This is a genomic window from Streptomyces sp. NBC_00090 (genome assembly GCF_045160815.1).
Lineage (GTDB): Bacteria > Actinomycetota > Actinomycetes > Streptomycetales > Streptomycetaceae > Streptomyces.
The window spans coordinates 497537-519908 of record NZ_CP108224.1 but is presented as its reverse complement, the minus strand read 5'-3'; the positions used below and the strand labels follow the sequence as shown (position 1 = coordinate 519908).

Genomic DNA, 22372 nt, shown 5'->3' with positions numbered 1-22372 from the left:
GGTGTAATGGGCGTTTCGTACCGTCGGGGCACGCTCGATCGACAGAGAGGCCACCCGGTGCCCCCACAGGACTCGTCCCCCGCCATCGCCCAGGTGCGGACGGTCTGCTCCTACTGCGGTGTGGGCTGCGGCATGCTCCTCGACATCGCGTCCGGCCCCGACGGCCGACGCGAGGTCCTCAAGGCCACGGGGGACAAGGCCCACCCCGCGAACTCCGGCCGGCTCTGTACCAAGGGCGCGACGACCGCCGACATGCTCTCCGCGCCGGGCCGACTGACCACCGCCCTGGTGCGGCCCGAGCGCGGGGCCGAGCCCGTACCCACCCGCACGGACGAGGCGATCACCGGCACGGCCCGGCGGCTGCGGGCCGTCATCGACGAGCACGGGGCCGACGCCCTCGCGTTCTACGTGTCCGGGCAGATGAGCCTGGAGGCCCAGTACCTCGCGAACAAGCTGGCCAAGGGCTATGTGCGCACCAACCAGATCGAGTCCAACTCGCGGCTGTGCATGGCCAGCGCCGGCACCGGCTACAAGCTCTCCCTCGGCGCGGACGGCCCGCCCGGTTCCTACGACGACCTCGATCGGGCGGACGTCTTCCTCGTCATCGGCTCCAACATGGCCGACTGCCACCCCATCCTCTTCCTCCGGCTCATGGAGCGCGTGAAGGCGGGCGCGAAACTGATCGTCGTCGACCCGCGGCGCAGCGCCACCGCCGACAAGGCCGACCTCTTCCTGCAGATCGCGCCGGGAACCGACCTGGCCCTCCTCAACGGCCTGCTCCACCTGCTCGTGGAGAACGGCCACACGGACGCCCGCTTCATCGCGGAGCGCACCGAGGGCTGGGACGCGATGCCGGCCTTCCTCGCGGACTACCCGCCGGAGACGGTCGCCGGCATCACCGGGATACCGGAGGAGGACATCCGGCGGGCGGCGGAGTGGATCGGCGAGGCGGGGGAGTGGACGAGCTGCTGGACCATGGGGCTCAACCAGTCCACCCACGGCACCTGGAACACCAACGCCCTGATCAACCTCCACCTGGCGACCGGCGCGATCTGCCGCCCCGGCAGCGGCCCCTTCTCCCTCACCGGCCAGCCCAACGCCATGGGCGGCCGCGAGATGGGCTACATGGGTCCCGGGCTCCCCGGACAGCGCTCCGTGCTCGTGGACGAGGACCGCACCTTCGTCGAGGACCTCTGGGGGCTGGAACCCGGCACCGTACGCGCGGACGGATCCGGCAAGGGCACCGTCGAGATGTTCCGGCGCATGGCGGACGGCGAGATCAAGGCCTGCTGGATCATCTGTACCAACCCCGTCGCCTCGGTCGCCAACCGCAGGACCGTCATCGAGGCCCTGGAGAAGGCCGAGCTCGTCATCACCCAGGACGTGTTCGCCGACACCGAGACCAACGCCTACGCCGACGTCGTCCTCCCCGGCGCCCTCTGGACCGAGACCGAGGGCGTACTGATCAACAGTGAACGCAACCTCACCCTCGCCCGGCCCGCCGTGGACCCGCCCGGGGAGGCGCTCGCCGACTGGCGGATCATCGCGCGCATCGCCTGCGAGATGGGGTACGAGGAGGCCTTCTCGTACGACAGCGCCGAGGAGGTCTTCGAGGAGATCAAGCGGGCCGCGAACCCGAGGACCGGTTACGACCTGCGGGGCGTCACCTACGAGCGGCTGCGCTCCACGCCCGTCCAGTGGCCCGCCGCGGCCGTCGACGGCCCCGACCGCAACCCCGTCCGGTACGTGGGGGAGGACGGCGGTCCCGTCTTCCCGACGGCGAGCGGCCGTGCCGTCTTCTTCGCCCGCCCGCACATCCCCGCGGCCGAGATGCCCGACGACGACTATCCGTTCGTCCTCAACACAGGCCGGCTCCAGCACCAGTGGCACACCCTCACCAAGACCGGCAGGGTCCCCAAGCTCAACAAGCTCAACCCGGCCCCCTTCGTGGAGCTTCACCCCGACGACGCGGAGCGGCTGGGCATCGGCGAGGGCGACTCGGTGGAGGTCGCCTCCCGGCGGGGCCGGGCCGTGCTGCCCGCCGTCGTCACCGACCGGGTGCGCCCGGGCTGCTGTTTCGCGCCGTTCCACTGGAACGACCTGTTCGGCGAGTACCTCAGCGTCAACGCCGTGACCAGCGACGCCGTGGACCCCCTCTCCTTCCAGCCCGAGTTCAAGGTGTGCGCGGTGACGCTGGCGAAGGTCGCGACGCCGGTCGCCTTCGTCCAGGCGCCCGGGTCGGTACCCGGGTCCGCCACTGCGGAGGAGACGACCGCTTTCGCACCCACCGCTCTCGCACCCACCGCTCTCGCACCCACCGCCCTCGTACCGACCGCTCTCGTACCGACCGACGTCCGGCCGGGCGCGGGCGCCGCGGCTGCCTTCGGACTGGTGGACGCACCCCCACCGGTGCTCGCCGAGCACGAACGCCAGTACCTCGTCGGATTCCTCGCCGGACTGGCGTCGGGCGCCCCCGGGGTGCCCGTGCTGCCGGCCGCCGCGCCGTTCAGCGAGGAGCACGCCCGGTGGGTGAACGGGGTCCTCGCCGGGATGTACTCCCGGGCCCCGGAGACCGCCGCCGCGGCCGTGGGGCCCGCCGCCACCCCGGGCCGCGAGGTCGTCGTGCTGTGGGCCTCCCAGACCGGCAACGCCGAGGAGTTCGCCGCGTCCGCCGCCGAGCGGCTCGTGGCGGCGGGACACCGCGCCGCGCTCGTCGGCATGGACGACACGGACCCGGGCTCCCTGCCGCCCGGCGCGGACCTGCTGCTGATCAGCAGCACGTTCGGCGACGGGGACGCCCCCGACAACGGCTCCGGGTTCTGGGACGCCCTGACGGCCGCCGACACCCCGCGCCTGGAGGGCCGGCGGTACGCGGTCCTCGCCCTCGGCGACTCCTCGTACGGGGACTTCTGCGGGCACGGACGCCGCCTGGACCAGCGCCTCGACGAGCTCGGGGCCGTACGCCTGGCTCCGCGCACGGACTGCGAACCGGACTTCGAGCCGTCGGCCGAGGCCTGGCTGGATCAGGTCCTCGACCGTCTCACTCTCACCGGACGACCGGAGACGGGCGCGACCTCCACCTCGACCCGCGGCCCGGCCCCCGACCCGACCACGGCCCTCGCCCCGACCGCCTCCCCCGCCCCGCCCGCCGCGCGGGTCCGTACGCCGAAGCCCGCCCCCGCCACCGGACGGCTGATCGGAAACCGGCTGCTCAGCCTTCCCGGGGCGGGCAAGGAGATCCGCAGGTTCACCTTCGACACCCGGGACAGCGCGACACCGCTCGTCTACGAGGCCGGCGACGCCCTCGGCGTCCACCCCGTCAACTGTCCCGACCTCGTGACCGAATGGCTGGCCGTCACCGGAGCCGACCCGTCCGCCGCCGTCGAGATCGCCGGCCTCGGCGAGGTGCGTCTCGCCGACGCCCTGCACCGGCACCTGGACATCACCGGACTCACCCCCGCACTGCTCGGCTTCGTCAACGAACGCACCCCCGGCCGCGACCTCAAGAAGCTGCTGCGCCCCGACAACAAGGGCGAGCTCGCCCGCTGGTCCTGGGGCCGCCAGGCCGTCGACGTCCTCACCGAGCACCCGGTCCGCGCCACCGCCCAGGAATGGGCGACCGTCCTCAAGCGCCTCCAGCCCCGCCTGTACTCGATCTCCTCCAGCCCCCTCACCGACCCCCACCAGGTGTCCCTGACGGTCTCCGTCGTCCGCTACGAGAACCTCCACGGCCGACCCCGCAAGGGAGTCTGCTCACCCTTCCTCGCCGACGCGGAGCCCGACGCCGACGTGCCGGTCTTCGTCCAGCGCTCCCGCCACTTCCGGCCCCCGGCGAACGCCGGGACGCCGATGGTGATGGTCGGCCCGGGGACGGGAGTGGCACCCTTCATCGGCTTCCTGGAGGAGCGCAGGGCCCGCGGCCACCGGGGCCCCAACTGGCTCTTCTTCGGGGAACAGCACCGTGCCACGGACTTCCTCTACGAGGACGAACTGACCGGCTTCCTCGCCGACGGCACCCTCACCCGCCTCGACACCGCCTTCTCGCGCGACCAGCGCGCCAAGGTCTACGTCCAGGACCGGATGCGCGAGCGCGGGCCCCAGCTGTGGTCCTGGCTCCTGGACGGCGCGCACTTCTACGTCTGCGGCGACGCCGCGCGGATGGCGAAGGACGTCGACCGGGCGCTGCGCGACATCGCCGTCACGCACGGCGGCCTCGACGAGGCGGCGGCGACGCTGTACGTCAAACAGCTCGCCGCCGACAAGCGGTACGTCCGCGACGTCTACTGACCGGCGGCGCGGGCCCGCCGGTCGAGGGCGAGCCAGACGCGGTCGCGGGTGACGGGCAGTTCGGTGAAGCGGATGCCCGTGGCGTCCCGCAGGGCGTTCGCGAAGGCGGGCGCGACCGGGTTGAAGGGGCTCTCGCTCATCGACTTGGCGCCGAGGGGGCCGATCGCGTCGCTGGTCTCCGTGAAGTGGACCTCGGTGCGTGGGACGTCGGCGTACTGGGGGAGACGGTAGCGGCGGAAGGCGGCCGTGGTGACCTCGCCGCGCCCGTCCACCCGGACGTTCTCGAAGAGCGTCGCGCCGAGCGCCTGGGCGACTCCGCCCTCGACCTGGCCGCGGCACTGCATCGGGTTCATGACCCTGCCCGCGTCGGCGGCGTGGACGCTGCGCAGGATGCGCACCTCACCGGTTCCGGGGTCGACGGCGACCCGGAACCACTGGGCGTTGAAGGCGACCGAGCGGGGCGAGCCGCCCCAGTGGCCGTCGGCGGCCAGCTCGTCGGCCTCGCCCCGGGCCAGGGCCGTCTCGTGGAGCTCCTTCAGCGTCACGACGCGGCCGGCGCAGTCGACGGACTCCGCGCCGAGGACGCACAGGTGCCGGGCGACGCCGGTGTGCCGGGCGGCGAGGGTACGCAGCCGTTCGGCGAGCGAGGTGGCGGCGAGCAGGACGGCCTTGCCCGCGACGACCGTGCCCGCGGAGCCGAAGGCGCCCGTGTCGTGGCGGACGACGTCCGTGTCGGACTGCCGGACCGTGAGGCGGTCCTCGGTGGTGTTGAGCGCGCCGGCGGTGATCTGCTGGTGGACGGTGGTGGTGCCGTTGCCGAACTCCGCCGTCCCGACCGCGATGTCGTACGTCCCGTCGGCGAGGAGGGAGACGCGGGCGTCGGCGTAGTGCCCGCCGGGCGGACCGGTCGCGATCATCGCCATCCCCGTCCCCTGCCCGACCAGCCAGCCCTCCGGTGCCCGCTCGGCGCTGTCGTCCTCGGCGATCGCCCGGCGCACGACCGCGAGGCACTGGTCCAGCCCGTAGGAGGCGATGTGCAGGTCCTCCTCCTCGCCGATGGGGCTGAGCATGTGCTCGCCGGGCCCGATGATGTTCTTCTCCCGGAAGACCAGCGGGTCCATGCCGAGCCGGCGGGCCAGTTCGTCCATCACCGACTCGACGGCGAAGGTCACCTGGCCGAGTCCGTACCCCCGGAAGGCGCCCGCCGGGACGACGTTCGTGTAGACGGAGTACGCGTCGACCTTCTTGTGCGGGGCGCGGTAGACGGCGAAGGACTCGCCCACGCTGTGGAACATGACGGCCGGGCCGTGATTGCCGTACGCGCCCGTGTTCGACACGACCCGCATCCGTACGGCGGTCAGCGTGCCGTCGGCGCGGGCACCGACCTTGATGCCGATGGTGAAGGGGTGGCGCGTGGTCGCTCCGTGGAACTGCTCCGCCCGGGTGTACTCCAGCTTCACCGGCCGTCGCAGCTTCAGCGCCACCAGTGTCACGATGTCCTCGGTCAGCATCTCCTGCTTGCCGCCGAAACCGCCGCCCACCCGGCCCGCCACGACCCGCACCTCGTCCTCGGGCAGGCCGAAGAGGGCGCAGAGCGCGCGCCGCGTCAGGAACGGGGTCTGCGTGGACGAGCGGACCGTGAGCCGTTCCCCGGTGCCGTCCTCCTTGGGCTCGAAGGACGCGACGCAGCCGTGGGTCTCCAGGCTGGCGTGCTGGACGCGCTGGGTGCGGAAGGTCTCCTCGTACACGACGTCCGCCTCGGCGAACCCGGCCTCGACGTCGCCGATCTCGCCGTGCACCTCACCGGCCACGTTGTTCTCGACGCAGGCGATCCTGACCTCGGGGCCCTTGCCCGCGTGGACGACGGGCGCCCCGGGCCGCATGGCCTCCTCCGGGTCGGTGACGTGGGGGAGGAGCTCGTACGTCACCTCCACCCGCCGGCAGCCCTCCTCCGCCGCCTCTTCGCTGTCGGCCACGACGGCGGCGACGCGCTGCCCCACGTACCGGACGACGCTGTCCAGGACACGCGTGTCGTCGGGGTCCTCCGTGGGGTGCTCGTGGCGGGCGGAGGAGTAGAGCGTGGCGGGGGCGTCCTCGTGGGTGAGGACGGCGTGGACACCGGGTACGCGCAGGGCGGCGGAGGTGTCGACGGCGACGATCCGGGCGTGCGGGTGCGGGGAGCGCAGCAGTTTCATGTGGAGGAGACCGGGGATCTCCACGTCGAAGGTGTAGCGGGCGGTGCCCGTCACGACCTGCGGGCCGGCCGGCGCGCCGAGGTTCTTCCCCACCGCCTTTCCCGCGCAGGGGCGTTCGGTGTGCCGCACGCCGCGCACGGCGTCCTCGATCGCGCGGTATCCGGTGCAGCGACAGATGTTCCCCTTGAAGGCGCGGGGCAGGTCGTCCAGCTTGCCGTCGTCGTGTGCCGTGCCCCGCTCGGCTTCGAGCGCCGCGGTCGTCATCAGGAACCCGGCGGTGCAGAAGCCGCACTGGAACCCCTGGGCGTCGAGGAACCTCTGCTGGACGGGATGGAGTTCGCCGCCGGGGGAGGCGAGCCCCTCGACGGTCGTCACGCTCCTGCCCTCCGCGCGGACCGCCGGATAGACGCAGCTGTGGACGGGTTCTCCGTCCACGTGGACGGTGCAGGCACCGCAGTCGCCCGCGTCGCAGCCCTTCTTCACGCCGAACCAGCCGCGCTCGCGCAGATAGGTGCGCAGACACTGGCCGGCCCGCGGTGCGGCGTCGAAGCTCGTGTCGTTGATCCGGACGCGGAAGGTCATCGGGCACCGTCCTGGGAGAGGGTGGTCAGTTCGTGGCGGACCTCCTCGGCGAGGCGGAGGCCCATGTGCCGTCGCCACGCGGGCAGTCCGTGGATGTCGTCGAACCAGTCGTCCGCGCCGACGGCCGCCTCGACGGCCCTTCGCAGCTCGTCCCGGTCCGGAGGCAGCGGGAACCAGAACCGGAACGGCCGTACGGTCGCCGCGGTGATCGTCACCGCCATCGAGCCGTCCACCGGATCGAGCGTCCCGACGACCAGCGCTCCCGAGCGGCCGAGGCCGTACAACGACGCCTGGCGGAAGGCCGTACGGCAGCCGAGGGCCCGGGCGGGCAGGGTGACCGACCGCAGCAGTTCGCCCTCGCCGAGGTCCTTGCGGCCCGCCCCCGTGATGAAGTCGACGACCTTCACGCGGCGCAGCACCCCCGCCTGTGACTGGAGCAGACACTCCCCGTCGAGCGCGGCGCTCAGCGAGATCATCGGACCGGCCGGCAGCGCGTTGCACAGGTTCCCGCCCACGGTCGCCATGTTCCAGATCTTGAACGAGGCGAGGAAGGCCCGGCAGCACTGCTCGAACAGCGGCGCCGCGCCGGCCCCGAAGCCCCGCCCGAAGCGGGACAGCCGGGCGACGGTGCAGGTCGCCGCGATCTCCAGCGATCCGTCCTCGCCCAGCCCCAGCGGCTCCCACCCCATGCGGCTGAGATCCACCAGGCGGCGCAGGTGCGGCTGGGGCTCGGAGAAGAGGTACGTTCCCCCGCCCAGCCAGGCGTCACCCGGCCGCCAGGGTTCACGAAGCCGCGCGTCGCGCACGTCCGTCACCGTGTTCAGATCCATGTCTCGTCTCCCCGCGTCCCTCGACCGCTGCTTCCACGCCAGTGAAGCCCGGCGTGAGGCCGAAAACGACTGGTTCACCCCACGGAAAACCACCACTCCGGTGACCTGTGTCCTGGATGAACAACCAAGGAGCATTTCCCGCGATGACCTGGGCATCTACGATGAGCCAACTCGCATTCGCCTCGTGAATGTGAGGTGCGGGTCCTCCCGCAGCCGCGCAAGGAGCCACCGCATGCACGTCCACCATCTCCTCCAGCTCGACGACCTCGACCTCGGCCTCGTCTGGGGAGACGAGTCGCTGCTCGGCCAGGAGATCAGCGGAGTGACCGCCACCGATCTGGAAGACCCCACGCGCTTCCTCCAGCCCGGTGAGATCGTCCTCAGCGGACTCGTGTGGTGGACCCCGGACGACGGCCCGGCCAGGACGGAGCGCTTCGTCTCCGCGCTGCGCGCCGGCGGCGCCGCCGCGCTCCTCGCCGGCGAGGAGACCCACGGCGCGGTCCCCGAAGAGCTCGTCGACGCCTGTCGCGCCCACCGGATCGCCCTGCTCTCCGTCCCCTCCCGCACCACCTTCCGCGCCATCACCGAGGCCGTGTACCTCCGCCAGTGGGGAGACCTCAGCCGTCGCCCCTCCCACCTGTACGCCCTGCCGGAGAACGTACGGGCCGAACTAGGGCGGCTCTCCGAACGGGGCGCCTCCGCGGCCGAGTTGCTGGACAGGGCCTTCGCCCACCTCGGCTCGCCGCCCTGCTACCTCCTGACCAGCAGCGGACGCACGGTGGCCCGTACGGCCTCCGCGCCGCCGCTCCCCGCCCGACGGGCCGCGGAGAGCCTGCGCGGCGCGCACGGTACGACCCTCCGCGTCGACGCGGACGGCACCTCCTTCGACGCCTGGCACCTTCATGTGCCGGGCGCGGTCGAGGCACCGCCGCGCGCGCTCCACGAGATAGCCGAGGTCGTCGCCCGGTACCGCAGCCACCACGACCGTCGGGAGTCCGCGCGACGCCGGGCCGGCCAGGAACTCGTCGACCTGATCGGCGCCTTCGGCCCGGAGGCGAACGACGTGGAGGGCGTTCTGCGCTCCTGCGGTCTGCCCGACGAGGGGCCTTACGTCGTCGTCGTGGCGGCACCGGCAGCGATCGATGAGCGCCCGGAGCGCCCGGAGCGCCCCGAGCGTTCCGACCGTTCGGAGCATCGCGATCGCCCCGGCTGCCGGGACGCCCTCGCCGAGGCGCTGAGTCACGTCCGTACGGCCGGGTTCGCCGTCGGGGAGCGCTCGGACGGCGAGGCGATCGCGGTGGTCGGCATCCGGGCCGAAGGGGAACCGCACCCCGGCGCCGCCCTCCCCACCGGCGCGGTCTTCCCCACCGGCGAAGAGTTCCAGGCCGAGCTGCGGCAGGTGTGGCCGCTGGTGCAGGCCTGCCGCCCGGACACCGCGCTGTACGCCGGAGTCAGCGGCCCCGTCGCGACGGCGGCCGGGCTGGCCGCGGCCGTCACCCAGGCCCGCTACGCGCGAGCGGCCGCCCCGGCCGCGGCGCCACGGGGCGCCCGTGTGCTCGCCGTCGGGGACCTCGCCAACCTGGAGGCCCTGCTGGCGGGCGTCCCGGGGGATGTGAAGGAGGTGTTCAGTCACCGGGTCCTGAGGGCGCTCCTGCCGGTCGAGCGGGCCTCGAACGCCGTGCTCCTGGAAACCCTTGAGGCGTTCCTCGCGCACGACGGATCGTGGGCCAGGACCGCCAAGGTCCTGCACCTCCACGTCAACACGGTCCACTACCGCATCGCGCGCGTCGAGGTCCTGACGGGACGGGACCTGTCCCGCCTCGACCACAGGCTGGACCTGCGCGCCGCGCTGCTCTGCCGCTGACGGCACCGCGTACCGTCCGGCACCGCGTACCGTCCGGTGCCACGCGCCCGTCGGGAAGACCGTCCGCGCCGAACTCGACTTCCAGTACTCCAGCTGTAGTTCGTGGCGACCCGTGGGGCAGAGTAAGGGCATGTCTACGTACGAGACGATGTCGTTCCACCTTGAGACCGAGCGCCTGATACTGCGGCCGTGGGCCGAGTCGGACGCCGCCGAGTTCTGCGCCCTCCTCTCCGAACGCGGCAAGGGGACCCCCACGGTTGAGCACATCCGGACGTCCATCGCGGAGCTGCTCGCCGCGACGGCGACTACGGGGATCGCCCTGTTGCCCATCCAGCGCCGTGACGAAGGTGACTTCATCGGCTATTGCGGGTTGATCATCGGCCGCGCCACTCTGGAGGAGCCGGAAATCGCGTATGAGCTGTTCCAGCACGCGCATGGGCGTGGCTACGCCACCGAGGCGGCCGCTGCGGTGCTCGATGCCGCTGTCGCGACCGGGCGGAAACGCCTCTGGTCGACCGTCGGCACGTGGAACACACCGTCGCTCCGCGTCCTTGAGAAGCTCGGGTTCGAGCGGGATCACGTCTCCATGGAAGACAACGGTGAAGTGGTCTGGCTCACCCGCTCGTTGCCGTGACGCGGGGAGCCCGATCGCCTGGACAGCCGTGCGGCCGAGACGTACCCTCCGACTCACCTATTCAAATAATTGAGTACGTGAGTGAGGGTTCATGTACCCCTTCCGCAAGGCGGTCGAGAACCGTGATCCGGGCGCCCTGGAGGCGCTGCTCGCGGACGACGTCGTCTTCACCAGCCCGGTGGCCTTCAAGCCGTACCCGGGCAAGGCGATGACCGCGGCGATCCTCCGCGGCGTCATGCGCGTCTGCGAGGACTTCACCTACGTACGGGAGATCGCGAACCCCGACGGCCGCGACCACGCCCTCGTCTTCACCGCCACGGTCGACGGCAAGCGGCTCCAGGGCTGCGACTTCCTCCATCTCGACGAGGAGGGGAAGATCGATGACCTCACCGTCATGGTCCGCCCGCTGTCCGCCGCGCAGGCGCTCGCCGAGGCCATGGGCGCGCAGTTCGACCGGATCGCCCGGGAGGCGGCGGGCGCCTGAGGCGAGCGACGACGGAAGGGCCGGACCCGCGCACTGTGCGCCGGTCCGGCCCTTCCATTGAGTCGTGCCCCCGGGGTGCCGGGCCCCGAAAGGCCTGGCCCCGAAGGGGCGCACGGTCAGTCCGTGCCGAACTCCATCGCCGCGCGGTCCAGCATCTCCTCGTCTTCGGAGACCTCGCCGCGGGAGGCGATCGCCTCGGCTCCGCCCTCCGGCATCGTCCCGATGAGACCGGTCGCGGCCGCCTGGGCAGCGCCGATCGCCGGGTTGGAGGTGCCGATCAGGCCGATGCTCGCGTACTGCTCCAGCTTGGCGCGGGAGTCGGCGATGTCGAGGTTCCGCATGGTGAGCTGGCCGATCCGGTCCACCGGGCCGAAGGCCGAGTCCTCGGTGCGCTCCATGGAGAGCTTGTCGGGGTGGTAGCTGAACGCCGGGCCCGTGGTGTCGAGGATCGAGTAGTCCTCGCCGCGCCGCAGCCGCAGGGTCACCTCGCCGGTGACGGCCGCGCCGACCCAGCGCTGGAGCGACTCGCGGACCATCAGCGCCTGCGGGTCCAGCCACCGGCCCTCGTACATCAGCCGACCGAGACGCCGGCCCTCGTTGTGGTACTGGGCGAGGGTGTCCTCGTTGTGGATCGCGTTGACGAGCCGCTCGTAGGCCGCGTGCAGCAGGGCCATGCCGGGCGCCTCGTAGATCCCGCGGCTCTTGGCCTCGATGATCCGGTTCTCGATCTGGTCCGACATGCCCATGCCGTGGCGGCCGCCGATGGCGTTGGCCTCCATCACCAGGTCTACGGGGGAGGAGAACTCCTTGCCGTTGATCGTCACCGGGCGGCCCTGGTCGAAGCCGATCGTCACGTCCTCGGTGGCGATCTCGACCGAGGGGTCCCAGAACCGGACGCCCATGATCGGCTCCACGGTCTCCACGCCGGTGTTCAGGTGCTCCAGGGTCTTCGCCTCGTGGGTGGCGCCCCAGATGTTGGCGTCGGTGGAGTACGCCTTCTCCGCGCTGTCGCGGTAGGGCAGGTCGTGGGCGAGGAGCCACTCCGACATTTCCTTGCGGCCGCCGAGCTCGGTCACGAAGTCGGCGTCCAGCCACGGCTTGTAGATCCGCAGGTGCGGGTTGGCCAGCAGGCCGTACCGGTAGAACCGCTCGATGTCGTTGCCCTTGAAGGTCGAGCCGTCGCCCCAGATCTGTACGTCGTCCTCGAGCATCGCCCGGACCAGCAGGGTGCCGGTGACGGCGCGGCCGAGCGGCGTGGTGTTGAAGTAGGCACGCCCGCCCGAGCGGATGTGGAACGCTCCGCAGGTGAGCGCGGCCAGGCCTTCCTCGACCAGGGCGGCGCGGCAGTCGACCAGGCGGGCGATCTCGGCACCGTAGGTCTTGGCGCGGCCGGGCACCGAGGCGATGTCGGGCTCGTCGTACTGGCCGATGTCGGCCGTGTAGGTGCACGGGACTGCGCCCTTGTCGCGCATCCACGCGACCGCGACCGAGGTGTCGAGTCCGCCCGAGAAGGCGATGCCGACGCGCTCGCCGGCGGGAAGGGAGGTGAGGACCTTAGACATGGGAAGAGTATGCATCATCCTGCATGGTCATGCAACGTGGGCTGTCCCGGAGATCGCTGCCGCTTGCCCTTACCCCTGGTACGGTCCCTCATCGGCCGGCGCTCCGCACGAGGTGTACCGGCATTCGGGGAGGGGCGGAGAGGGTGCGGCGCACAGTCGGAGTGCTTCCTGAGGGGCTCGCGGAGGCGATACGCGGGACCGCCGAGGACATAGCGGAGGTCCTGCGCACACCACGGGGCGGCAGCGCCGGGAGTGCGGGGAGTGCCCGGAGTGCTGGGGGTGCGGGGATCGCTGGGAGTGCCGGGAGTGCGGGGAGCGCCGCCGGGCACCGTGGTGGCCTGCCGGTTCCCCGCTCCACCTGGACGGTCGGCGAGGCCGCCGCGCACCTGGCCCAGGCGAACGTCCTGATGGCCGACCTCGCCGCCGGTCGCGAGCGGCCCTACGGCGGCGGCACGCCCGGCAGCCTGGCCGAGGCCAACGAACGGGCCCTCGCCGCGTTCGACGAGCGCGACCCCGGCCCCCTCGCAGGGATGATCACGGAGCACGCCGCCGCCTTCCTGGCCTCCGTCGAGCGGCGCGATCCGGCCGAGACCCTCTCCACCCCGCTCGGCCCGATGGGCCCGGCCGTCCTCGGCTCGTACCTGCTGACCCATATGCTCGGCCACGGCTACGACCTGGCCCTCGCCCTCGGCCGTCCCCACATGCTCGACGCCCGCCGGGTGGAGCTCACCCTCCCGTTCATGATCGCGGCGATGCCGAGGGTGACCGATCCGGCCGCCGTCGCCGGGCTGACCGCGCGGTTCGCGATACGGCTCCGGGGCGGCCCGGCCTTCGGCGTCACCGTCACGGGCGGAGTGGTCCTGGCCGCCCCCGAACCGCCCGCCCGGCCGGACTGCACGATCCTCACGGAGCCCGTCGCCTTCCTCCTGCTCGGTCTGGGCCGGCTCGACCCGTGGCCCGTGATCGCCCGGGGCAAGGCGCTCGGCTGGGGCCGCAAGCCCTGGCTCGCGCCCCGCTTCCCCCGCCTCTTCCGCGCGCCCTGAGGCCGGGCGCCGCCGGGCCGTCCCCCGCGCGCGGAGGCGCGAGCGGATGGATGCTGGAGGTAACCGGGCGAACGGCCGTCGCGGAGAACCGGGCGGACGGACCCGGCGGCGACGTGCGAGGAGGCAGACCATGACACGCACTGTGGAGTGGAAGGTCGGCCTGGAACTGGTCGAGGAGAGCGGCAGGACGGAGGCCGAGGCCCGGCTGACCACCGGAACCTCGACCATCACGGGCCACGGCTCCGCCCGCTGCAACCCGTCGGACGTGGACGTTCCGGCGATCGGCGACGAGCTCGCCGCGAGCCGGGCGATGAAGGACCTGGCCGGCAAGCTCATGCGGGAGGCCAACCGGGAGATGGAGGCGGTGGGCGCGGGGACCGTGCCCCAGCACACCGGTCCCGGCTACGGCTGGCCGGAGGCGGTCTCCTGACCGCCCCGGCGCCCACCCCGTGACGGACCTCGGACGTGGGGCCCTGCGTCCGTCGTGGGGCGGGGCGTGCCCGCTACGGGGCCTCGACTACGGGACCTCGTCGCCGTCCTGGTACGTCAGCCGGTCGACGACCCCTCGTCGCCGTCCTCGTACGTCAGCCGGTCGACGACCTCGACCACCCCGTCCACCGTCTCGCACAGCCGGACCAGTATCGGTCCGAGTCCCCGGCGCTCCAGCGTGCCGCTGAGCGTCACCAGCCCCTCGTCGACGTCGATGTGCACGGCGGCGGGGGAGAGGCGCAGGATGCGGACGACCACGTCCTCCCGGATCTCCTCCTGGATCGAGCGGTCGCGCCGCAGGAACAGCTGAAGGAGGTCGCTCCGGCTCAGCACCCCGATGAGCCGGCCCTCCGCGTCCACCACCGGCAGCCGCTTGACGCGGTGTCGCTCCATCAGGCGGGCGGCCTCGACCGCCGTCCACGAGGGGCGGGCCGTCACGACCGGGCTGGACATCATCGCCTCGGCCGTGCTGGGGCCGTCCTTCGCGGTGTGGCGCCTCAGCAGGTCCGCCTCGGAGACCACGCCCACGGGGCGGTTGTCGTCGTCGACGACCGGGACCGCGGTGATGCCGTACTCGTCGAGGAGCCGCGCGATCTCCTTGAACGAGGTCCCGCGCTGCACCGCGACCGCGGTCGGCGTCATCAGGTCCGCGACACTGCGGTGCCTCATCGTCCGTTCCGTCCCTTCTGCGTTCCGGACTCCATGGTCCCGCACCGGACGTAGTCCTGGTGTGAGGGGGTGGGGAGCCGGGTGTGGAGCCGGGTGCGACGAGGGCTTGCAGGCTTGACATGTACATGGTTACTTTCGGGTAAGTCGCGGTTCCGAGAAGGAAGAAGGACCCCTCATGCCCTCCCCTCGCACGCACCGCCACCGCCGTCTCGGCGGCACCCTCGCGCTCGCCCTCGCCCTTCTCGCCGCGACCGGCGGCACCGGAGTGGCGGTCCCCGGCACGGCCGCCGCGGACACCGCCGCCGCGGACACCGCCGCCGTGGACACGGCCGCCCCCGGTGCGGCCGCCCGGGTGACGGGCGCTTCCGTCACCCCCGCCGGGCTGCGCGAGGTGATGTTCGTCGGCAACAACTGGGACGGCACGGCCGACGTCATCGAGTCCCGGGGCGACTTCCGCCGCATCGGGAGGGTGAACGTCGTCCCCGACCGGGAGGAGCGGCTCCGGGAGATCTACCTGAACCCCGTCAAGCTCGCCTTCTTCCTCGGCGTGCGCAGCGGGCCGGGCGAGGGGCACGACCAGTTCGTCGACGACATGTACTCGACCCCCGACGGCTCCGCCATGGTCGTCTCCCGTCCCAGCTTCGCCGACGTCGTCTCCATCGACCTGCGCACCGGCCGCATCAACTGGCGCTTCCCGGTGGCCGGTTACCGCTCCGACCACATGGCCGTCTCGCCCGACGGAACCCGGGTCGCGGTCTCCGCCTCCACGGCGAACACGGTCCATGTCCTCGACATCGTCACCGGCCGTCAAGTGGGCTCCTTCAAGACGGGCGACAAGCCGCACGAGAACGTCTTCACCTCCGACGGCCTCCTGTGGAACATGTCCATCGGAGAGGTCACCACCGCCCTCGACGCCCCCTGGCTCGACTGGACCAAGGGTGACCGCCGCATCACCGTCGTCGACGCGCGCACCTTCGAGACCGTCCGGGTGATCGACATGCGCACCCGTCTCGACGCCTTCGGCCGCGCCGACCTCTCCGACGCCGTCCGGCCGGTCGCCTTCACCCCGGACGAGAAGAAGCTCTACTTCCAGGTCTCGTTCCTCACCGGGTTCCTGGAGTACGACATCGAAGCCGACCGGATCACCCGGGCCAAGTACCTCCCCGGCAGCCCGGCGACCGACCCCGACCGCACGACCTGGGTCAACGACTCCCGCCACCACGGCCTTTCGATGAGCCCGGACGGCGCCAAGCTCTGCGTCGCCGGCACGATGGACGACTACGCCACCGTCGTCGACCGCGCCACCCTCCAGGAGGGCCCGCTCGTCGAGGTGTCGAAGCCCTACTGGGCGACCGTCAGCGGCGACGGCCGGTCCTGTGTCGTCTCCGAGAGCGGCGCCGACCGCGTCACGGCGATCGACTTCGCCACCGGCCGGCGGGTGGCCACCGTGGACGTCGGTGACCACCCCCAGCGCATCCGGCTCGCCCGCGTGCCCGCCGACTGGACGGGCCCCGCGGGGAGTTGAGCCTCAGCTGCGATGGACCGCGACCTCGTGGAGCGAGTAGCCCCACTGGGTCGCGCGCCGCACCCCCTGGATCCGTACGTACCGTGCGGCCTGTGACGGGAACTCCGCCGTGTCGTAGCCGCCGTCACCGGCCGCCGTCTCCCACGCCGTCCGCCACTCCGTGCCGTTCTCCGACACCTCGATCCGATACTCCCGGGCGTACGCGCGCTCCCAGTCCAGGGTGACCCTGCCCACCGGGCGTACGGACCCGAGGTCCACCCGCCACCACTGGTCGTCCGACCAGTTGCTGGCCCAGCGCGTGCCCACGTCGCCGTCGACGGCGCGGCCCGGCGCGTAGCTCGTGAACGGGTTCCACTCCGAGGAGCTCGCCGAAGTCGCCGCGCCCGAGGCGAGGTTGACGCCCGGCTCGTGCTTCTCGGTCGCCCTCCACGTGGTCAGGTACGACTCCGCGCCGCCGGCCAGCTCGTTCACGACTCCCTGACCGCCGCTGAGCCGGATCTGCTCGATCCAGTCCGGTACGAGTCCGTTGTGCGCGGCGCCGTCGGTGTTGAGGTCCCACGTGCGCTCGCCGGTCACCTGACGGTCGATCACCGAGCCGCCGTCGAAGCTGCGGAAGGGGTACTTCACCGCGTTCGGGGCGTCGGCGCCGACCGGGCCCGGCCAGCCGCCGACCCCGTTCATGTCCGTGCCGTAGCCGAGGCCGACCCGGTACTTCTGCCGGAGCTCCGCCTTCTGCCCCGCCTCGCCGATGAAGCCCTCCGCGCCGTGCATGTACTGGGCGACGAAACCGCCCAGACGGTACAGCCGCTCGGTCCAGTCGAGGTCCATCCAGCTGTGGGTGGAGAGGACGCCCGGGTACTCCTCGGACTCCAGGATGTCGAGCGCCCGGCCGGCGGCCTTGACGCTCATGTGGTCGAGCTCCAGCATCATGCCGCGGTCCATCATGCCCCGCAGCGCGTACTCGCCCAGCCTGCTGAGACCCCGTGTGTTGCACTTGGCGTCCGAGGCGTACGAGGGCACGCTCACCCCGGCCGGCAGCTTCGAGGCCATCACGGGCGCCGCGGCGAGCCCGATCGGGTTGTCCCGCTGCGGACCCGCGCACCGCTCCGTGGTCCAGAAGGTCCCGGTCGACAGGAACTGGCCGATGTTGACGGCCGTTCCGATGGCCCCCTGGTCGAAACGCACCCCGCACAGGGCGTTGTCGAACTTGTGGCACAGGAACATGCTGCGCACCCCGAGCCCGTACAGCTCGTCGAGCCCGCGGTCGATGTCCGCCTTGTCGCACTGGGCGATGTCGAGGATCTGCTTGCAGCCGAACGGCTCCGAGGTCTCGACCCCGAGGACGACCGCGAGCTTCCCCTGCTCGACCACCGAGCGGGCCTGGGCGGCGCTGGTGACGATCCGGAACCAGCCCTTTCCGGGGCCGCCGTACATCCCGTCGACGTACTCCTGCAGCTCGTACGTCTTGCGGGCCTGGAGACGGATCGACTCCATCTCGTCGCAGCCGCGGTCCCGCGGCAGGATCGAGCAGATCAGGCCGTTGGTCACCAGGTCGTTGACGAGCACGCGCTGCCCGCCGCGCCAGGCGCGCTCGACCCAGGCGTAGTAGTTCTGCTGGTGCGTCAGGGAGTTGTGGGCCGGCCAGTCCTTGAACGAGGGCCAGCCGACCGGGTCGTGGTGCCCGTCGGCGCCGCCGGTGATGTTCTCGAACAGCGCGCCCGAGCCGTCGGGGTAGTGCTCGGGACAGTCCTTGAGCGCGTCGGCGGCGCCTGCCGTGGAGAACGTCCTGCCGCAGATCAGCCGGCCGCCGAAGCCCTCGTTGGACATGAGGTGGTTGTGCGCGTCGACGAAGCCGCGCACCTTCCCCTGGGCGTCGGTCCCGGTGAACGGCGCGCCCGTGACGTTGATGCCGGAGTCCGGAGCCGGTCGGGAGGTGGGCTCCCACCACGACCCGCTCGCGGCGCCGGCGGCGGCCGCGGGGACCGGGCCGGAGCCGAAGAGGAGCGCGGCGAGGGCGAGGAACAGGGCGAGGAAGGCGGACCTGCCGCCGGTCCTCCGTTGTGAGGGTCGAGTCATGTTCGGCGATGCCTCCGGTCGGTGGGGGTGTGCCGGGCGCCCCGAGGATCGCGGTGTCGAGCCAGTGAGTCAAGAGTCCGGGACAAATGACCTGTTGGCGAACGACATCGAATGACGAACCGTCACCCCCCGATCAGAAGAACCATCTGATCCGCCGTCATATCGAGCTGACGGTCCGCCACTTGCCGGTCGCCGAGGACCAGGTACTGAAGGGTGAGGCCGTCGATCGCCGCCGCCAGATACCGCGCGAGCACCTCCACCGGCACCCGCGGTTCCACCCCGCGCACCACCCGCACCTGCTCGATCAGGGCGGTCGCGGACACCACGTACTGCTCGTACTGCGCACGCGCGAGATGCTCGAACCCCGGCTCGCGCAGGGCGTACTGGGTGAGGTCGTACGTCAGCATGTGCTCGCCGGGATGGGCCGTGACGTGGTCCCAGTACGTCTGCAGCGCGGCCCTGACGGTCTCGCGCAGCGTGGCCCTCGGCTCGACCGCCGACATCACCCGGGAGACGTAGTTGCCGGTGATCGTCTCGATCGCGGCTTCGAGCAGCGCCTGCTTCGAGTCGAAGCAGTAGTGGAACACGCTCAGCGAGACGCCCGCCTCGGCGCAGATCGACCGGGTGGTCGTCCGCGCGACACCGTCCCTGGTCATCGCCCTGATCGCCGCCTCGACCAGCTGCGTGCGTCGTTCGGCCGACGGCATCCGCGCCATGGTTCCTCCTCGCGTCCGGCGACAGGGTAAGGCGCGAGGCCCGAACCGCGTAACGGAGGGCACTTTCCGCCGGGGCGGGCCGGTCCCGCGACCTCGGCCGGGCCGGGGCGGTCCCGCGACCTGGGCCGGGCCGACCGGGGCAGGGCGGGCCGGGCCGGAGCGGGCCGGTCCCGCGACGGGCGGCGGGACCGGTCACGTGGAGGTGCGCCGCGTCAGTAAGTGGGGGTGTGCGGGGTGTCGCTGTGGCTGACTTCGGTCATGGCGGGCTCCACCACCCGGTAGACGGCGGTCCGCCGGATCGTCACCACGGCCGCCGGATCGTCGCCACCCCGGGTGAGGTAGACGACGGTCGCCCGTCGCGGCGACGACGAGGGGATGTCGATCGAGACCACCGGCGTACGGTCGCCGAGCGAGGCCGCGGCGGCGGGTACGGGCGTCCCGGCGTCGTTGCGCCAGGTGACGAGGCCGAAGAAGCGGCCCGTGCCGCCGGTGGTGACCTTGACGGCCGCCACGGCGTCCGCGGCGCGGTCCCCGGTCACGTCCCCGATGCCGCACTGCGGCTGCAGCTCGATCACGACGCCGTCCCCCTCCCAGCGGCCGTCCGTGAAGGCGATCGTCCCCTCCGGGGCGTCAGGATGACGGAACGCCGAGTTCTGCAACTCGGCGTTCCGCAGCCGGTCGCAGCTGAGCGCGCTCGACGAACCGTCGCCGTCCGGCTTCTTCGAGGGGCTCGGCTTCTTCGAGGCGTCCGGGGACGGCTTGGCCGATTCCTTTCCCTTCCCCTTGCCTCCGTCCTTGCCGCTCCCGTCGCCCTCGCCGGGAGTGCCACCGGGCGTCTTCGAGGAAGCGGCAGGCGTCCCGGGCCGGGCCCCCGACCCCGTACCGGTGCCATCCGAGTCCTGGCACCCCACCGCCCCGGCCGCCAGTGCGAGGGCGGCGATCAGCCATGTTCCCTGGGCCGTCCGACTACTGGTCCTCTTCATCGCAGCTTCCCCCTTGCGCGCTCCCGCCGCCCGTCCGCCGGCCGGCAGGGGCGAAGACGCGCCACCCCGCGCCGCGGTTGCGGTCAACCGGACTCGCGGCAAAGAGAAGGGGCGAGGCTCTGTCGCTGGCCCTACGTTTGGCGATAATGAGACCCCCTTCTCTCCATCCCCCGAAGAGCGCACCTGTGATCGACAGCACCACCTCCCTCCAGGCCCCGCAGCAGGCCGAGATACGCGCCGAGCGCCGACGGATCGTCGAGTCGGTCCACGCCCATCGCCGACTGCTCGCGGCACGGCGGCCCTTCGAACTCGCCGATCGGCGACGGCTCGACCGGGAGGCCGCGGAACGTGACCGTGCCGCGGCCCGGCGGGGCAAGGCCCTGCACCGCATCCACGAGAAGCGGGTCAGGAACGAACGCTCGCTCACGGGCAAGCTGACCGGCCTGGACGGGAAGCGCGCCGGCCGGGAGCGGCAGGCGCTCGCCGTCCTGCGGCGCGAGTCGATCGAACGGTCGCTGCGCGGCACGCGCCTGACCGCGAGCCAGGTGAACGGCATCGGCAGCGGACTGGTCCGCGACCTCGCCGCGCAGGGGATCACGACGGCCGCCGACTTCCGGCGCGTCAGCTGGGGCAAGTCCCCCAACGGCCGCGGCGGCGAGGTGCTCTACATCCACCGTACGCAGGGCCGGAAGGTCCACATCAACGGTATCGGCGAGCACCGCGGCCGACCGCTGATGGAGTGGCGGAGGGCCGCCGTCGCCCGGGCGGAGGCGCGCGCCCCGCACGAGCTCCCGCCGGACGAGCGGCACCGCATCGAGGAGATCATCGAGAACGAGCGGGTCCGTATCCAGGGAGAACTCGCCGAGCTCCCCCGGACCGCGGAGGCCGCGCGCGCCGAGGTCGAACAGATCCTCGCGGAGAAGCTGGTGGCGCTCACCGCCGCCGAGCGCGCGGCGCAGGAGGAGGCCGATCGGCGAAGGGCCGAGTTCGACGCGATGGGGGAGCGGCTGCTCGCGCTACGGGCCGAACTGGCCGCCCATGTCGACCGGTACGGCGATCTGGGGCTGCGGGACCGCCGGGCGCGCTCCCGGGCCCTGCGCCCCGTACCGGCCGCGCCCGCGGCGATTCCCGCGCCCCGCGCCCCGGGGATCCGGGCGAAGGGGACGAACCCTACGGACCTGCCGGACCCGACGGAGCCGACCGGCGTGACCGACCCGACGGACCTGACCGGCCCGACGGATCCGTCGGGCGTCGCCCGCGCCGCTGGTCCCACCGGTCCCACTGGCTCCACCGGCCTCACCGACGTCCCGTACGCTTCCGGAGTCCGGGCGGGCCTCGGCTGGCTCGTACCGGTCGCTTTCTTCGCGCTGACGACGGTGCTGGGCGCGGGAGAGACCGGGGACACCCCGCTCTGGTTGCGCGTGGCGGCCCGACTCGTCGCCCTGGCCGTCGCCGCGGAGCTGCTGCGGCTCTGGATCCCGCGCAGGAACTGGCGGACGGCGGGCCCGATGCCCGTCGGAACCGGGCTGTGGGTCGCGGGTGTGTTCCTGGGGCTCGCCGCCGCGAGCATGTTCACCGACCCGCTGTACGCGGCCGGCGGCGCCCCCTGGGCCCTGGCCGCGGTGTCGGCGCTCCTCGTCCTGGCAGGCGTCGTCCGCCGCGGCAGGGCCGTGGCCGCCACCGGCTGACCCGCGGCCCAACCGCCGGAGGGCTCAGTCCCGCTCCAGGTCCAGGACCTCGCGCAGGGCCGCCACCGCGTGCGCGCGGTGCTCGTCGAGCCACCGCACGGCGGCGTCCTCGTCGCCGTGCAGCAGGGCGGAGAGCACGGCGCGGTGCTCGTGCACGGCCTGCTCGCGGTGCCGGGTCTCCGTGTAGTACAGCGAGCGGTACGCGTCGGTGGAGTCCCACAGGGTCGCGATGAGGCGGACGAGGCGCGGCATCCCGGACGCCTCGATCAGGGTGAAGTGGAAGCGCCTGTTGGCCGCGGCCATCCGCGGTACGTCACCGTCCTCGGCCGCCCGCTCCACCTCGCGCTGGATCCGTTCGAGCGCGGCGAGCGTGCCGTCCGGCATGCGTCCCACGGCCATCCGCACCGCCTCCGTCTCCAGGAGCTCCCGGATCCGGTAGATCTCCTCCAGATCGGCGAGCGACAGCTCCGCGACGAAGTACCCCCGGTGTATGTGGTGGACGACCAGCCCCTCGGCCTCCAGGGACTGGAGCGCCTCCCGCAGCGGCACCCGGCTCACGTCGAGCCGCGCCGCGAGCGCGTCCTGACGGATCTGGTCGCCGGGCTTGAGCTCCCCACTGGTGATGGCGCGCCGCAGTTCCTCCAGGACGAACTGCTGGGCGGTCTGCGGCCGCCGCTTCTGCACCGCGCTGCTCATCGCCTGTGACCTTCCGTTCCTCATGTGGCCCACCGGCCGCTCCCGCCGC

General features: G+C 72.4%; 16 protein-coding genes. 8 read left to right on the top strand and 8 right to left on the bottom strand.

Features of this window, described 5'->3' with window-relative positions; translation table 11 throughout:
* The first annotated feature begins 132 nt into the window (after positions 1-132).
* Complete coding sequence (locus OG361_RS02375; protein WP_405862016.1) at positions 133-4287, top strand: molybdopterin-dependent oxidoreductase; 4155 nt, start codon at positions 133-135, stop codon at positions 4285-4287.
* Here the strand turns inward: OG361_RS02375 and OG361_RS02370 are convergent.
* A complete protein-coding gene (locus OG361_RS02370) occupies positions 4281-7064 on the bottom strand; it encodes a molybdopterin-dependent oxidoreductase (RefSeq protein ID WP_405851593.1) in 2784 nt (927 codons plus the stop codon). The genes OG361_RS02375 and OG361_RS02370 overlap by 7 nt on opposite strands.
* The gene (locus OG361_RS02365) at positions 7061-7894 is read right to left on the bottom strand and encodes an FAD binding domain-containing protein (protein WP_405851592.1); all 834 of its coding nucleotides are present in this window, start codon (positions 7892-7894) and stop codon (positions 7061-7063) included. Before OG361_RS02365 ends, OG361_RS02370 begins: the two co-directional genes overlap by 4 nt.
* Before the next feature lie 232 nt (positions 7895-8126).
* Between OG361_RS02365 and OG361_RS02360 the strand changes: the two genes are divergently transcribed.
* The 3 genes from OG361_RS02360 (at position 8127) to OG361_RS02350 (ending at position 10876) form a co-directional block, all read left to right on the top strand.
* Positions 8127-9758 carry a helix-turn-helix domain-containing protein gene (locus OG361_RS02360; protein WP_405851591.1) on the top strand — a complete coding sequence of 544 codons (1632 nt, stop codon included), beginning with the start codon at positions 8127-8129 and terminating at the stop codon, positions 9756-9758.
* A gap of 130 nt (positions 9759-9888) precedes the next feature.
* The gene (locus tag OG361_RS02355) at positions 9889-10392 is read left to right on the top strand and encodes a GNAT family N-acetyltransferase (protein WP_405851590.1); all 504 of its coding nucleotides are present in this window, start codon (positions 9889-9891) and stop codon (positions 10390-10392) included.
* Positions 10393-10483: 91 nt separating this feature from the next.
* Positions 10484-10876 carry a nuclear transport factor 2 family protein gene (locus tag OG361_RS02350; protein WP_405851589.1) on the top strand — a complete coding sequence of 131 codons (393 nt, stop codon included), beginning with the start codon at positions 10484-10486 and terminating at the stop codon, positions 10874-10876.
* A gap of 116 nt (positions 10877-10992) precedes the next feature.
* Here OG361_RS02350 and argG read toward each other — a convergent pair whose 3' ends face one another.
* Positions 10993-12438 carry an argininosuccinate synthase gene (gene argG, locus OG361_RS02345; RefSeq protein ID WP_384559378.1) on the bottom strand — a complete coding sequence of 482 codons (1446 nt, stop codon included), beginning with the start codon at positions 12436-12438 and terminating at the stop codon, positions 10993-10995.
* 143 nt (positions 12439-12581) lie between these two features.
* Here argG and OG361_RS02340 point away from each other — a divergent pair, with 143 nt between their 5' ends.
* Complete coding sequence (locus OG361_RS02340) at positions 12582-13481, top strand: maleylpyruvate isomerase family mycothiol-dependent enzyme (protein ID WP_405851588.1); 900 nt, start codon at positions 12582-12584, stop codon at positions 13479-13481.
* Between the two features lie 130 nt (positions 13482-13611).
* On the top strand, positions 13612-13911 hold the full coding sequence (locus tag OG361_RS02335) for a DUF1876 domain-containing protein (RefSeq protein WP_405851587.1): 300 nt from the start codon (positions 13612-13614) through the stop codon (positions 13909-13911).
* Positions 13912-14027: 116 nt separating this feature from the next.
* On the opposite strand, the gene OG361_RS02330 is transcribed toward OG361_RS02335, so the two are convergent.
* Positions 14028-14639 carry a CBS domain-containing protein gene (locus tag OG361_RS02330; protein WP_405851586.1) on the bottom strand — a complete coding sequence of 204 codons (612 nt, stop codon included), beginning with the start codon at positions 14637-14639 and terminating at the stop codon, positions 14028-14030.
* Between the two features lie 175 nt (positions 14640-14814).
* On the opposite strand from OG361_RS02330, the gene OG361_RS02325 reads away from it, so the two are divergent.
* Positions 14815-16164, top strand: a complete 1350-nt coding sequence (locus OG361_RS02325) for a YncE family protein (RefSeq protein WP_405851585.1) — start codon at positions 14815-14817, stop codon at positions 16162-16164.
* 3 nt (positions 16165-16167) lie between these two features.
* Here OG361_RS02325 and OG361_RS02320 read toward each other — a convergent pair whose 3' ends face one another.
* The 3 genes from OG361_RS02320 to OG361_RS02310 form a co-directional block, all read right to left on the bottom strand.
* Positions 16168-18240, bottom strand: a complete 2073-nt coding sequence (locus OG361_RS02320) for a discoidin domain-containing protein (protein ID WP_405851584.1) — start codon at positions 18238-18240, stop codon at positions 16168-16170.
* A gap of 122 nt (positions 18241-18362) precedes the next feature.
* On the bottom strand, positions 18363-18956 hold the full coding sequence (locus tag OG361_RS02315) for a TetR/AcrR family transcriptional regulator (RefSeq protein ID WP_405851583.1): 594 nt from the start codon (positions 18954-18956) through the stop codon (positions 18363-18365).
* A gap of 212 nt (positions 18957-19168) precedes the next feature.
* Entirely contained in the window at positions 19169-19939 is a 771-nt protein-coding gene (locus OG361_RS02310) for a hypothetical protein (protein ID WP_405851582.1), read from the bottom strand.
* A gap of 185 nt (positions 19940-20124) precedes the next feature.
* Here OG361_RS02310 and OG361_RS02305 point away from each other — a divergent pair, with 185 nt between their 5' ends.
* The gene (locus tag OG361_RS02305) at positions 20125-21627 is read left to right on the top strand and encodes a hypothetical protein (protein WP_405851581.1); all 1503 of its coding nucleotides are present in this window, start codon (positions 20125-20127) and stop codon (positions 21625-21627) included.
* Between the two features lie 24 nt (positions 21628-21651).
* On the opposite strand, the gene OG361_RS02300 is transcribed toward OG361_RS02305, so the two are convergent.
* On the bottom strand, positions 21652-22323 hold the full coding sequence (locus OG361_RS02300) for a GntR family transcriptional regulator (protein WP_405851580.1): 672 nt from the start codon (positions 22321-22323) through the stop codon (positions 21652-21654).
* Positions 22324-22372: the final 49 nt, after the last annotated feature.